Origin of the sequence: Streptomyces fodineus (assembly GCF_001735805.1) — a bacterium.
Classification (GTDB): Bacteria; Actinomycetota; Actinomycetes; order Streptomycetales; family Streptomycetaceae; genus Streptomyces; species Streptomyces fodineus.
Window position 1 is genome coordinate 7,422,084 of record NZ_CP017248.1, and the last position, 13,067, is coordinate 7,435,150.

Sequence of the window (13,067 nt, forward strand, 5' to 3'; positions counted from 1 at the left end):
ACTCCTAGTTGATCAGGCGGTTTCGCGGACGGCACGGGCGAGGACGCTCAGGCCCTCGTCCAGCTCGTCGGGCGTGATGGTGAGGGCGGGCAGCAGCTTGACGACCTCGCCCTCCGGGCCGGACGTCTCGATGAGCAGCCCGAGTTCGAAGGCCCGCCGCGCGATCCGCGAGGCACGCTCCTTGTCGCGGAACTCCATGCCCCACACGAGCCCGCGGCCGCGGTACTCCTTGACGTCGGCGAGGTTCTCCTCGGTGATGGCGATCAGCGCCTGCTCGACCTGCTCGCCACGGGCGCGGGTCTGCTTCTCCATGGCCGAGCCGTCGGTCCAGTACGCCTCCAGCGCCGCGGTGGCGGTGACGAACGCGGGGTTGTTGCCCCGGAAGGTGCCGTTGTGCTCGCCCGGCTCCCAGACGTCCAGCTCCGGCTTGAACAGGCACAGCGACATCGGCAGCCCGTAGCCGCTGATCGACTTGGAGACGGTGACGATGTCGGGCGTGATCCCGGACTCCTCGAACGAGAAGAAGGCACCCGTGCGCCCGCACCCCATCTGGATGTCGTCGACGATCAGCAGCATGTCCTGCCGCTCGCACAGCTCCTTCAGCGCCCGCAGCCACTCGGGCCGGGCCACGTTGATGCCGCCCTCGCCCTGCACGGTCTCCACGATCACCGCGGCGGGCTTGTTGAGCCCGGAGCCCTGGTCCTCCAGCAGCCGCTCGAACCACAGGAAGTCCGGGACCGTGCCGTCGAAGTAGTTGTCGAACGGCATCGGCGTGCCGTGCACCAGCGGGATCCCGGCGCCGGCCCGCTTGAAGGCGTTGCCGGTCACGGCGAGCGAGCCCAGCGACATCCCGTGGAAGGCGTTCGTGAACGACACGATCGCCTCGCGCCCCTTCACCTTCCGGGCCAGCTTCAGCGCCGACTCCACCGCGTTGGTGCCGGTCGGCCCCGGGAACATCACCTTGTACGGCAGGTCGCGCGGGCGCAGCACCAGATCCTGGAAGGTCTGCAGGAACGACCGCTTGGCCGTGGTCGACATGTCCAGGCCGTGGGTCACCCCGTCCCGGGACAGATAATCGATCAACGCCCGTTTGAGTACGGGATTGTTGTGGCCGTAGTTGAGTGAGCCGGCACCGGCGAAGAAGTCGAGGTAGGCATGACCGTCCTCGTCGTACATCCGGCTGCCCTGCGCGCGGTCGAAGACCGTGGGCCAGCCGCGGCAGTAGCTGCGCACCTCGGACTCGAGGGTCTCGAAGACGCTGAGGTCGGGCTGGGTGATGGTCACGGTGAATCGCTCCTCAGTGGGCGGTGATGTCGGTCAGCGGACCGATGCGGTAGAGGACTTCGGGATCGTGCGGGCCGTCCGGGAACAGCTCGGCGGGGAACAGCACCTCACGTTCCAGACGCGCTCCGTGCCGGGCGGCGAACGAGGTGAACAGCCGCTCGGATGCGGTGTTGCCGGGGGTGATGGTCGTCTCGACGTCGGTGATGCCGCGCTCGGCGGCGAGGCGCCCGGTCAGCCCGTCCAGCAGCGCGGCGGCGATGCCGAGGCCCCGGTGGCCGGAGTCGACGGCCACCTGCCAGACGAGCAGGGTGCGGGGGCGCTCCGGCCGCACGTAGCCGGTGACGAAACCGACCGGCTCCCCGTCCGCACCGCGCGCCACCGCCGAGGTGCCGGAGAAGTCCCGGCACCACAGCAGATAGCTGTACGAAGAGTTCAGGTCGAGGGTTTTCGAGTCCTTGGCGAGACGCCAGAGCGCGGCTCCGTCGGTCACCGCCGGTTGGCCGATGAGCAGGTCTGCGGGTGCGGCAGTCATGCGGCACGAATTTAGCGAGGCGAATTAGGAAATGCACGGCGGCCATCGCTGCGCCACCCGGATGCGGTCGTGAAATGTCCGAGTTATCCCACGTCAAACCGGGACAAGACGCCTCGCATGTGGAGTGTGTCACACCCCGGAAACCACCGGAAACCTGCCGGAAAACTGCCCCGTTTAGTCTTGCAAAAAGCGGGCAGAAGAAGATGGGAAGCTATCGTCCTGAGAATTGGCGGGAATTGTGAAACAAAATTGAATTCAGGCCCCGGTGCTGCCGTCGATTCGTTCACGCAAAATATCGGCGTGTCCGTTGTGCCGGGCGTACTCCTCGACGAGGTGGATCAGCACCCAGCGCACACTGACCTCGACGCCGGCCAGCGGCTCGTCGACGATCCGCCCGGTGTCCTCCAGATCCCGCTCGGCCAGCAGCTCCCGGCCGCGCGCGATCTCCCGGCGCCACATGTCCAGCGCGTCCGCCAGTCCCCGCTCCGGATCGAGGGCGTACCCCGTCTCCTCCTCGAACACCGGCGGCACGTCCAGCCCGGCCAACACCCGCTGGAACCAGGTCCGTTCGACCTCGGCCAGGTGCTGGACCAGCCCCAGCAGCGTCAGCGACGACGGCTTTGCCGAGGCAAGCCGCACCTGCCCGTCGTCCAGCCCCCGGCACTTCAGCTCCAGCGTGGCCCGGTGGAAGTCCAGCCAGCTCTCCAGCATGGGGCGTTCGGGGCCGGTCATCACGGGGATGGGCCGTCCGTCGGGAAGAGCCGGGGACGTCTGGGGCGACTGCGGTGTGTGGGGTACGGGGGGTGTGGTCATGACGGCAGCATGGCACGCGGGTACGACGTTTCCTCCGTAACCCTGCGCAGGGTGGTGAACGGGCCCTACTGTGCTGGCGGGATGAGGGGACCCGGGGAAGGCGGACGGGGATGCAGGAGCAGGCGTGGACCGGGCCGGCCGCGGCCGGCGGCGCCGCCGTGGTGCGGGCGGCCGGGACGGATGCGTGGACCGGGCTGCGGGATGCGGTGGCACGCTGGTTCGGCCGCGGCGACGGCGGGCGCGAACGGGCGGAACGCGAACGCCTGGAGCGGACCGCCACCGAACTCCGATCCGCGGACCCGACCCACTCGGAGCACCTGCGCATCCGCCAGGAAGCGACCTGGCAGGCACGCATCGAGACCCTGCTGGAGACCCTGGACCCCGTCGAACGGGAGCGGGCCGTCACGGAACTGCGCGCTGTGCTGGCGGAGTTCGGCGGCGGGGGTGTGACTTCGGCTGGGCCTCCGATCGAGGGCGGCGGCGGGGGTGTGGGTCCGGCTGGGCCTCCGGTCGAGTTCGACCGTGGGGGTGTGGGTCCGGCTGGGCCGGAAGGCGCGTCCGAGGGCGGCCGACTGGGCGTGGTACCGGCCGTGCCTGGGGGCCCGGTCGAGGGCGGCGGTGCGGGCGTGGTTTCCGCTGGGCCGGAAGGCGCGTCCGAGGGCGGCCGACTGGGCGTGGTACCGGCCGTGCCTGGGGGCCCGGTCGAGGGCGGCGGTGCGGGCGTGGTTTCCGCTGAGCCGGGAGGCGCGTCCGGGTTCGGCGGTGCGGGAATGGATCCGGCAGGACCAGGAGGTGCGGCCGAGGGGGCCGACTGGGCGTGGTACCGGCCGTGTCAGGGGGCCCGGTCGAGGGCGCCCGTGCGGGCATGGATCCGGCGGGACCAGGAGGTGCGGCCGAGGGTGGTCGCGTGGGTGCGGTTTCCGCTGGGCCTGGAGGTGTGCCCGAAGGCGGCGGCGGTGCGGGTGTTGCTCCGGCTGGGCCGGGAGGTCCGTCCGAGCACGACCATCCGGGTGCGGGCCCCGGCCCGCTGCCCGGAGGTCCTGCCGAGGGTGGCGGCGCGGGTGGGGCTTGCGTCGGGCCGGGTGGTGCGGCCGTGGCCGGTCGTGCGGGTGTGGCTTCGGGCGGAGGGGGGCCGTCCGAGCGTGGCCGTCCGGCCGTGGCCGGCGTCGTGGCCGTCCGTGCCGTAGACGGCCGCGCGGTGGGAGACGGTCGCGGAGGTGCGCGTATAGGCCGCCCTTCGGTGCCGGTTCCGGTCCAGGGCTGACCGGACCGGCCACTTCGAGCCCACCCCCGCCCACCGCCGACACCGGTGCGCCGAAGAGCCTCGCGCTGCCCGCCGGGCACGGTACGGCGCCCATCGCCCGGCCCCCGGCGGCAGTGAGCGTGCCCGGGAACAGCCACGCTCCCGTACCCGCCGCGGCGCAGACGGCCGCCCTCGGGATCTGGGAAACCGTGGCCGAAGCCGATCTGCTCGGGCTCGGTGTGCACCGGGCCCGTGCCGCGGGCGGTGACGGCGACGGACCGGCGCTGCCCCCCTACATCCCACGCGACGTGGACGATCGAGTGCGGGCCGAGCTGCGGGCGGCGGCCGGGTCCGGCGGATTCGTGCTGCTCACCGGCGACTCCACCGCCGGCAAGAGCCGCACGGCCCTCGAAGCGGCGCGCGCCGTGCTCCCGGGACATCTCCTGCTCGCCCCGCCGTGGGACGCCGACCTGCGCCTCCTGCGCCCGGCAGCCGGGGAGCCGGAGTACGACCGGCACGTCCTGTGGCTCGACGACCTGGACCACTACCTGCGGCCCGGCGGCCTCGAGCCGTCCCTGCTGACGTCGCTGATCAGAGCCCGCCTGGTGATCCTGGCGACCCTGCGTGACGAGCGCTACGACACTCTGCGGGACGCGGCCGACGACGTCACCGGCGAGGGCGGCCCCGGCCGGATGGCTGCCGAGACCGGACTGCGCGTCCTGAACATGGTGGAACCGGTTGTCGTACGACGGCTGTGGAGCGAAGCCGAACTCGCCCGGGTGGCCCAGGCCGACGACGACCGGCTGCACGAGGCCCATGCCCGGCACGGCATCCACGGCATCGCCGAATACCTGGCGGCCGGACCGGAACTCCTCGCCGAGTGGCGCAGGGCCGAGCGGTCCACCGCCCGGGGCGGCCACCCGCGAGGCGCCGCACTCGTCGCGGCGGCCGTGGACCTGGCCCGCGTCGGGATGATCGGCGATCTGCCGGCCGCCCTGCTGAACGAGGCGCACCACCACCATCTCAAGGCCCTGGGCGGCGCGGCGCTGCGCCCGGAGTCCTACGACGACGCCGTCACCTGGGCTTCCCAGGTCCGCTACGGCGTCGCCAGCCTGCTGATGGAAGGCGAGGAGGACGGCACCAAGAGACCGTTCGACTACCTCGTGGACTCGGTGGCCCGCGACCCCGGGGCACCGGACGTACCGGAGTCGGTGTGGCTGGCCGCACTGAAGTACTCCGACGACCGGACGCGCCCGCTGATCGGCCAGGCCGCTTCGCTCAGTGCCCGGTGGGCGATCGCCGAGCAGGCATGGCGTCCCCTCGCGGAGGCCGGTGAGATGGAAGCGGTCATCAACTACACCTCCGCACTGCTGTTCCAGCGGATGGATCCCGCCGAGGTCGAACCGCTGCTGCGCCCCCTCGCCGAGGCCGGGAGCGCACTCGCCCAGGTCAATCTCGCCGCCGTCCTGAAGATGCGCGGCGAGGACGAGGAGGCCGAGCGGTGGTGGCTGGCGGCGGCTGAGGCCGGAGACGCCCTCTCCGCGTTCAACCTGTTCACGCACTACCGCGCCGAAGGCGAGGACGAGCGGGCCGAGACCTTCCTTCGGAACGCCGCGGAGGGTGGCTACCCCAGGGCGATGGCGACGTGGGCGACGCTCCTGCACCTGCGCGGTGACGAGGCCGAGGCGGAGCCGTGGTGGCAGGCGGCGGCCGAGGCCGGAGACACCGAGGCGATGTACGTGCACGGGCACACGCTCCGGCTGTGCGGTGACGACGACCAGGCCGAGCCGTGGCTGCGTCGCGCGGCCGAACGAGGTCATGTCCGGGCCGCGGAGATCCTGGGCCGCGTGGCCGAAGAACGCGGCGATCTCATCCAGGCCGAGACCTGGTGGCGGGTCGCCGCCGAGGGCGGGAACGCGGAGGCCGCCAACGAACTCGGCGTGCTCCTCAGCAGACGGGGCGACCGTGCCGAGGGCGCCACCTGGTACGCCAAGGGGGCCGAGAGCGGCCATGCCGTGGCCATGTTCAACCTCGCCGGATGGCTGTCCGCCGAGGGCGACGTCGAGGGGGCCAAGGAGTGGTACCGGCGGGCAGGCGACGCCGGCAACGAACAGGCCCTCAACAACCTCGGAGCCCTGCTGCGCATGCAGGACGACCTGGCCGGGGCGGAGGCCGCGTGGCGCCGGGCCGCGGAAACCGGTGACACGACGGTCCGCTTCAATCTGATCGACCTGCTGATCTGCGCCGGGCGCTCCGACGAAGCCCGGCTGCTGCTGCTCGAACTGCTCGATGACGTCGATGACATGAAGGAGATCGCGACGTTCGCCGTGGCGGTCCGGGACTGGGGCAGGGCGCACGTGACCGAGGCCCTCCTGCGGTGGGCCGCCGAGAGCGGCCGCACCGACGCCGCCCACTACCTCGCGTCGCACTACTACGCCCAGGGGATGGCGGCCGAGGCGGAGCACTGGTGGCGGGTGTCCGCTCCCGAGGTGCCCGTCGCCGCCTACAACCTCGGCATCCTGCACTCCAAACGCGGTGAGGGCCAGGAGGCGGCCTCCTGGTGGCGCAAGGCCGCCGAACGAGGACACCGGCAGGCGAGCATGCTGCTCGCCGACTGGCTCGTGGAGTCCGGCCGGCTGGAGGAAGCGGAGGAATCGCTGCGGCACCTGGCCGACGAGCTCCCTGGTGCTGCCTTCGCACTGGGCCTGCTGCTCCTCGACAAGCCCGGCGGCCGTACGGAGGGCGAGTACTGGTGGCAGCGGGCCGGGGAGCAGGCGGACGCGGACACCGCCTTCGGCTGGGCGTCCTACCTCGCCGAGCGCGGGGACGAGGAGAGGACCGAGTTCTGGTGCCGCAAGGCGGCCGAGGCCGGACACCCACGGGCAGCCCACAACCTCGGCGCCCTGCTGGCCGGACGCGGACAGCTGACGGAAGCGGAATCCTGGCTGGCCGAAGCCGTACGCCGAGGCTTCGAGGAAGCGGCCCAACCCCTGGCCATCGTAAGGGAGTTCCTGGCCTCCCACCCAAGCCCCTGAGCGCCACCGCCCCTACCCCGGGCCAGGCCCAAGGCCAGTCCGTGTTCGACGAGCGGTGCGAGCCCGGGGGCGGTAGTGCCACCGCGCCTGCGGCTGGCGTGCCGCCGCTCCTGCGCCGAGACCGCCATCGCCCCTGCCCCCGCGCTGCCACGGCCGGCCTCCAGTTCCACGGAAAGGCCCCGTGCCGAGACCGCTATCGCCCCTGCCCCCAGGCCGCCGTGGCGGCCCGGCGGGCTGCCTGCAGGTCGGTGGGAAGGCCGTGCTCGGTGAGTGCTCCGGCCAGGGCGGTGAGCGAGTTCTGGACCGCGGCGGGTGTGGCGTCCGGGCCGTAGTGGTTGACGCGGATCATCTCCTTGGCCAGTGCGCCCCCGCCCGCCGCCAGCGGCAGCGCGGGGTCGGTCTCCAGGGCCCGCGCCACCAGCTCCGAGGCCACCACGCCTGACGGCACCCGGAGCGTCGTGGCCACCGGTGCGGCGTCCTTCTCGTCGTACACGTACGGCTCCAGACCCCCGCCCAGCGCCACCGCACCCGCCCGTGAAGCCAGCGCGGCGCTCCGGTGCCGGGCCATCACCGCATCCAGCCCCACCGACTCGATCCGCTCCAGACACGCCTCCAGCGCCAGCATCTCCAACTGGGCCGGAGCGTGCGGCAGCGCCCTGCGGCCGGCGTCGAGCCAGCGCTCCTTCCAGTCCAGCAGGGACAGATAGGACCGGCGCGGCGCGTTCGGGTTGGCCGCCATCCGGGCCCACGCCCGCTCGCTCACCGAGATCGCCGACACCCCCGCCGGACCGCCCATGGCCTTCTGCGCGCCGATCACACACAGGTCCGCGCCCCACGCGTCCGGCAGCACCGGTTCCGCCCCCACGGAGGCCACCGCGTCCAGGTAGAACAGCGCACCCCGCTCCCGTACCGCCTCGCCGATCTCCGCGACCGGGTTGGTGTTGCCGGTCGCCGCCTCGGCGTGGACGAGGGACACGAAGTCGATCCCGGGATGCTCGGCGAACGCCTCCCGGACCTGGTCGGCGGTCACGGCCGTGTGGAAGGGGACACAGAGGTCGTACACCGTTGCGCCGGAGTCGCGCAGCCAGGTGCCGAACGTCTGCCCGTAAGGGCCCGTGATCACGTTCAGGGCCACCGTGCCCGGACCGGCCGCCGCCCGGATCGCGCCCTCCAGCGGCAGCAGCGCCTCGCCCTGCGTGATCAGCACGTCCTGCCGGGTATCCAGCAGCCGGGCGACCCCGTCCTCGATGGCGGCGAAGCGCTCGGCACTCAGCGGGGGCAGGTCGAGGAAGGGATGGGTCACGGTGGCGCTCTCCTCACGTTCGGGGCAAGTCCATCGATCTTAGGTCGAACGGCCTCGCAACCATCGGTTTGATTTGAGAGACTCAAACTCTTCCTTATAATCGGAACCCACGTTCCCCCACAGAGAAGATCCCCCCATGAAAACGTTCCCCGGACGCCGGACCCGCCTCCTGGCTGCCACCACCGCGACCGCCGCACTGGTCCTCGTCGTGGCCGGCTGCTCCTCGAACGGCAACGGGGGCGGCGGTGCCACCGCCAAGGGGGTCCACATCGTCAAGGCCGGTCAGCTGACCACCTGCACCCACCTGCCGTACCCGCCGTTCCAGTCGGAGATCAACGGCAAGGTGCAGGGCTTCGACGTCTCCCTCATCGACCTCGTCGCCAAGAACCTGGGCGTCAAGCAGCAGATCCTCGACACCCCGTTCGAGAACTTCAAGACCGGCGCGTTCCTGAACTCCGGCCAGTGCGACCTGGCCGCCGCCGGCATGACGATCACGCCGGAGCGCAAGAAGAACGTCGACTTCTCCGACCCGTACTTCGAGGCCACCCAGGCCGTCCTCGTCGCCAAGAGCAGCGGCATCAACTCGCTCGCGGACGTCAAGGCCAAGGGCAAGCAGCTCGGCGCCCAGGCGCAGACCACCGGCGAGGACTACGTCAAGGGCAAGGGCTACGACCCGATCTCCTTCGAGTCCTCCGACGCGGTCCTCAACGGCCTGCGCACCGGCCAGGTCCAGGCCGTCGTCATCGACTACCCGGTGGTCCAGGGCTGGCTGAAGGACAAGGCCAACGCGGACAAGTTCAAGGTCGTCGACAACCTCAAGACCGGTGAGCAGTACGGCTTCACGGTCAAGAAGGGCAACAAGGCGCTGCTCGACGCCATCAACAAGGCCCTCAAGGACGCCAAGGCCGACGGCACCTACAAGAAGATCTACGAGCAGTGGATCGGGCCGTACAACGCCTCCGTCGCCTCTCCCGCCGCCTCATGACCGATACGGACGTACAACTCCAGCCGAAGAAAAAGGGCCTGACCCGCCGTCAGAAGCGGAGCCTGTCCCGGGGCGTCCAGTACGTCGTCTTCGTCGCCGCCGTGATCGCCTTCGCGGCCACGGCGGACTGGGGCCGGCTGCAGAACCAGTTCGCCCAGGGCAGCATCGCCCGGCAGATGTTCCCGGACGTCATCACGCTGGCGCTGAAGAACACCGTGCTCTACACGCTGTCCGGCTTTGTCGTCGGACTCGTCCTCGGCATGGTCATCGCCCTGATGCGGCTGTCCTCCGTGGGCCCGTACCGCTGGCTGGCGGGCGTCTACATCGAGATCTTCCGGGGCCTGCCCGCCCTGCTGATCTTCATCTTCGTCGGTGTGGCCGTCCCCCTCGCCTTCCCCGGCACGGAGATCCCCGGCGGCACCTACGGCAAGGTCGCGATCGCGCTCGGCCTGGTCTCGGCCGCGTACATGGCGGAGACCATCCGCGCCGGCATCCAGGCCGTGCCCAAGGGGCAGATGGAGGCGGCCCGTTCGCTCGGCTTCTCGCCGGCCAGGGCCATGGTCTCCATCATCGTCCCGCAGGCGTTCCGGATCATCCTGCCGCCGCTCACCAACGAACTCGTCCTGCTGTTCAAGGACTCCTCGCTGGTGCTGTTCCTCGGCGTCACCCTGGAGGAGCGGGAGCTGTCCAAGTTCGGCCGCGACCTCGCCAGTACGACCGCCAACTCCACGCCGATCCTGGTCGCGGGCCTGTGCTACCTGCTGGTGACCATCCCGCTCAGCTATGTCGTCAGGCGCATGGAGTCCAAGGCCCAGGAGGCGATCCGGTGAGCCACCCGGAGATTCAGGTACGGGACCTGCACAAGTCCTTCGGCGACAACCAGGTGCTCAAGGGCATCGACCTGGAGATCGGCCGGGGCGAGGTCGTCTGTGTCATCGGCCCCTCCGGTTCCGGCAAGTCCACGCTGCTGCGCTGTGTGAACCTGCTGGAGGAGCCCACCAAGGGCCAGGTGTTCGTCGGCGGCACCGAGCTGACCGACCCCGACGTCGACATCGACGCCGTACGCCGCCGTATCGGCATGGTCTTCCAGCAGTTCAACCTCTTCCCGCACCTGAACGTCACCGAGAACCTCACGCTGCCGCAGCGCCGGGTCCTTGGGCGGGACAAGGCCACGGCCGCGAGGATCGCCGCCGAGAACCTCGCCCGCGTCGGCCTGTCCGAGAAGGCCGAGGCCTACCCCTCCTCCCTCTCCGGCGGCCAGCAGCAGCGCGTGGCCATCGCCCGGGCGCTCGCGATGGGCCCGCAGGTGATGCTCTTCGACGAGCCGACCTCGGCGCTCGACCCCGAGCTGGTCGGCGATGTCCTCGCCGTCATGCGCATGCTCGCCACCGAGGGCATGACGATGATGGTCGTCACCCACGAGATGACCTTCGCCCGCGAGGTCGCCGACCGGGTCGTCTTCATGGACGGCGGCGTGATCGTCGAGGACGGCAGCCCCGAGCAGGTCATCGGCCACCCGCAGCACGAGCGCACCCGCCACTTCCTCTCCCGCCTGCTCGACCCGGCGATGGCCGAGGTGGAGGAGGAGACCTCCGACCAGGTGGGGAAGTCCGAGGCATAGCTCACTCACCAGGCGGCGGCCCGGGTCGTTAGGGTGCAGGACATGAGCGATGGCGCCGTGCTGCACGTGAAGGGGCGGGTCCTCGTCGGGCCCGAGGACGTCCGCGACGAGCTGTGGGTGGTCGGGGGCCGGGTGTCCTACGACCGTCCCGCCGGGGCCCGGGACATCACCACCGTCGAGGGCTGGGCGCTGCCCGGCCTGGTCGACGCGCACTGCCACGTCGGCCTCGGCGCGCACGGCCCGGTCGACGCCGACACCGCCGAGAAGCAGGCGCTCACCGACCGCGAGACGGGCACCCTGCTGATCCGGGACGCGGGTTCGCCCTCCGACACCCGCTGGATCGACGACCGCGAGGACCTGCCGAAGATCATCCGGGCCGGCCGGCACATCGCCCGCACCCGCCGGTACATAAGGAACTACGCCTGGGAGATCGAGCCGGACGACCTCGTCGCCTACGTCGCCCAGGAGGCCCGGCGCGGCGACGGCTGGGTCAAGCTGGTCGGCGACTGGATCGACCGCGACACCGGCGACCTCGCCCCCTGCTGGCCGCGCGAGGCGGTCCGGGCGGCCATCGCCGAGGCCCACCGGCTCGGCGCGCGCGTCACCGCCCACTGCTTCGCCCGGAGCTCCCTGCGCGACCTCGTCGAGGCGGGCATCGACTGCATCGAGCACGCGACCGGCCTGACCGACGACCTGATCCCGCTCTTCGCCGAGCGCGGCGTGGCGATCGTCCCCACCCTCGTCAACATCGCCACCTTCCCGCAGCTCGCCGCCGGCGGCGACACCAAGTTCCCGCGCTGGTCCGCACACATGCGCCGGCTGCACGAGCGCCGCTACGACACCGTGCGCGGCGCCTACGACGCCGGGATCCCGGTGTACGTCGGCACGGACGCGGGCGGCTCACTGGCCCACGGCCTGGTCGCGGAGGAGGTCGCCGAGCTGGTCACCGCGGGCATCCCGCCGGTCGAGGCCCTGTCGGCGACCAGCTGGGGCGCCCGCGCCTGGCTCGGCCGCCCCGGCCTGGAGGAGGGCGCGCCGGCCGACCTGGTGGTGTACGAGGGCGACCCGCGCGCCGACGTACGGGTACTGGCGGCACCGCGCCGGGTGGTGCTGAACGGGCGGATCGTGCAGTAGGGGAACGCCTGTGCCCGGCGATTCGAATCGGCGTACGGGGTATCCACGTTTGAGTGAAGTGACCCAGGATCGCTGACCGTTCACCCACAGTGCGTACATGGTTGACGGGTCCCAAGCATGTTCCCACTGGGGGTCCCACCGCCTTGAACAGCAACAACTTCCGTATGCCCGCACGCCGTCTCGCCGCCGCGGCGACGGTCACCGCCCTCGCCGCGGCGCCCGCGGTCCTGGGCGCGGGCGCCGCGCACGCGACCACCGGCCACGGTCGCGCCTCCGCCGTCGTCCTGCGCACCGGGCTCGACGTGTCCCTGCTCGACAAGACCGTCGACGTCCCGCTCGCGGTCTCCCTCAACGAGGTCCGGGCACCGCGGAGCGCCGACAGGACAGCGCTGTCCGCCCGGCTCGACGGCGTGGCCGGCGGCAAGCCGTTCGCGGTCCTCGGCGCGGACGTGGCCTCCGCGAAGGCCACCGTGACGTCGCAGCGCGCCGAGGGCTCGGTCCGGCTGGTCGGAGCCCGGCTCCACGTCCCCGGACTGCCCCTGCTGTCCCTGATCGAGGTCGGCACGGTCACCGCCCGGGCGACCTGCGAGGCCGGCAAGGCACCGGCCGCCTCGGCGAACGTCCTCGGCGCCGTCACGGTCCTCGGCAAGCGCGTCACGCTCACCGCCGGCGGCCCGACCGAGGTGAAGGTGCCCGGCGTCGGCGAGGTCCGCCTCGACCTGGCCCAGCGGCGCACCACGACCCGTACGGCCGCCGCCACCGCCCTCGAACTCAAGGTCTCCGTCAACCCGTTGAAGCTCGACGTCGCCGATGTTGAAGGAACGATCACTCTCGCCAAGGCCACCTGCGAGTCACCGATGGCCCCGGCCGGCGGACACCCGGTGCCGAGCCACGACCCGGCCGACGTGCGGGCACAGGGCGCCCGGGGCGACCTCGCGGAGACCGGCGGCAGCAGCGCGACGCCCTACATCGCGGGCGGCGCGCTGGCATTGGTGCTGGTCGGCGGGGGAGCGGTGACGGTGGCCAGACGCCGCAAGAACTAGCCGCATTCGTGGTCCCGGCGGGACGGCCGCCTCTCGCCTGGCCCATGGGCACCGCATCGCCCGAAGGGCCGAAC

At 71.6% G+C, this 13,067-nt stretch carries 11 protein-coding genes; 7 read left to right on the forward strand and 4 right to left on the reverse strand.

Annotated features, from left to right (window positions below; all coding sequences use genetic code 11):
• Nucleotides 1-12: 12 nt before the first annotated feature.
• The 3 genes from ectB to BFF78_RS31970 all read right to left on the reverse strand — a co-directional run bounded on the left by ectB (nucleotide 13) and on the right by BFF78_RS31970 (nucleotide 2,629).
• A complete protein-coding gene (gene ectB, locus BFF78_RS31960) occupies nucleotides 13-1,284 on the reverse strand; it encodes a diaminobutyrate--2-oxoglutarate transaminase (RefSeq protein WP_069781598.1) in 1,272 nt (423 codons plus the stop codon).
• Nucleotides 1,285-1,297: 13 nt separating this feature from the next.
• Complete coding sequence (ectA, locus tag BFF78_RS31965; protein ID WP_069781599.1) at nucleotides 1,298-1,816, reverse strand: diaminobutyrate acetyltransferase; 519 nt, start codon at nucleotides 1,814-1,816, stop codon at nucleotides 1,298-1,300.
• Nucleotides 1,817-2,071: 255 nt separating this feature from the next.
• Complete coding sequence (locus BFF78_RS31970) at nucleotides 2,072-2,629, reverse strand: DinB family protein (RefSeq protein ID WP_069781600.1); 558 nt, start codon at nucleotides 2,627-2,629, stop codon at nucleotides 2,072-2,074.
• 110 nt (nucleotides 2,630-2,739) lie between these two features.
• On the opposite strand from BFF78_RS31970, the gene BFF78_RS44930 reads away from it, so the two are divergent.
• Together BFF78_RS44930 and BFF78_RS31980 are read left to right on the forward strand one after the other, a co-directional pair.
• On the forward strand, nucleotides 2,740-3,816 hold the full coding sequence (locus tag BFF78_RS44930; protein ID WP_069781601.1) for a hypothetical protein: 1,077 nt from the start codon (nucleotides 2,740-2,742) through the stop codon (nucleotides 3,814-3,816).
• A gap of 196 nt (nucleotides 3,817-4,012) precedes the next feature.
• Nucleotides 4,013-6,907 (forward strand): tetratricopeptide repeat protein, encoded by a 2,895-nt coding sequence (locus BFF78_RS31980; RefSeq protein ID WP_159033088.1) that lies wholly within the window; start codon nucleotides 4,013-4,015, stop codon nucleotides 6,905-6,907.
• 193 nt (nucleotides 6,908-7,100) lie between these two features.
• Here BFF78_RS31980 and BFF78_RS31985 read toward each other — a convergent pair whose 3' ends face one another.
• Complete coding sequence (locus BFF78_RS31985; protein ID WP_069781603.1) at nucleotides 7,101-8,210, reverse strand: pyridoxal-phosphate-dependent aminotransferase family protein; 1,110 nt, start codon at nucleotides 8,208-8,210, stop codon at nucleotides 7,101-7,103.
• Between the two features lie 136 nt (nucleotides 8,211-8,346).
• Between BFF78_RS31985 and BFF78_RS31990 the strand changes: the two genes are divergently transcribed.
• The 5 genes from BFF78_RS31990 to BFF78_RS32010 all read left to right on the forward strand — a co-directional run bounded on the left by BFF78_RS31990 (nucleotide 8,347) and on the right by BFF78_RS32010 (nucleotide 12,993).
• Complete coding sequence (locus BFF78_RS31990) at nucleotides 8,347-9,195, forward strand: transporter substrate-binding domain-containing protein (RefSeq protein WP_069781604.1); 849 nt, start codon at nucleotides 8,347-8,349, stop codon at nucleotides 9,193-9,195.
• Entirely contained in the window at nucleotides 9,192-10,025 is an 834-nt protein-coding gene (locus BFF78_RS31995; protein ID WP_069781605.1) for an amino acid ABC transporter permease, read from the forward strand. The genes BFF78_RS31990 and BFF78_RS31995 overlap by 4 nt, the downstream gene beginning before the upstream one ends.
• On the forward strand, nucleotides 10,022-10,816 hold the full coding sequence (locus BFF78_RS32000; protein ID WP_069781606.1) for an amino acid ABC transporter ATP-binding protein: 795 nt from the start codon (nucleotides 10,022-10,024) through the stop codon (nucleotides 10,814-10,816). Before BFF78_RS31995 ends, BFF78_RS32000 begins: the two co-directional genes overlap by 4 nt.
• 42 nt (nucleotides 10,817-10,858) lie before the next feature.
• Entirely contained in the window at nucleotides 10,859-11,950 is a 1,092-nt protein-coding gene (locus tag BFF78_RS32005; protein WP_069781607.1) for an amidohydrolase family protein, read from the forward strand.
• A gap of 143 nt (nucleotides 11,951-12,093) precedes the next feature.
• A complete protein-coding gene (locus BFF78_RS32010; RefSeq protein WP_069781608.1) occupies nucleotides 12,094-12,993 on the forward strand; it encodes an SCO1860 family LAETG-anchored protein in 900 nt (299 codons plus the stop codon).
• Nucleotides 12,994-13,067 lie beyond the last annotated feature (74 nt).

Coding starts and splice junctions, on each gene's coding strand:
- ectA (WP_069781599.1), bottom strand. CDS start 1,816: ATGACTGCCGCACCCGCAGACCTGCTCATCGGCCAACCGGCGGTGACC.
- BFF78_RS31970 (WP_069781600.1), bottom strand. CDS start 2,629: ATGACCACACCCCCCGTACCCCACACACCGCAGTCGCCCCAGACGTCC.
- BFF78_RS44930 (WP_069781601.1), top strand. CDS start 2,740: ATGCAGGAGCAGGCGTGGACCGGGCCGGCCGCGGCCGGCGGCGCCGCC.
- BFF78_RS31990 (WP_069781604.1), top strand. CDS start 8,347: ATGAAAACGTTCCCCGGACGCCGGACCCGCCTCCTGGCTGCCACCACC.
- BFF78_RS31995 (WP_069781605.1), top strand. CDS start 9,192: ATGACCGATACGGACGTACAACTCCAGCCGAAGAAAAAGGGCCTGACC.
- BFF78_RS32005 (WP_069781607.1), top strand. CDS start 10,859: ATGAGCGATGGCGCCGTGCTGCACGTGAAGGGGCGGGTCCTCGTCGGG.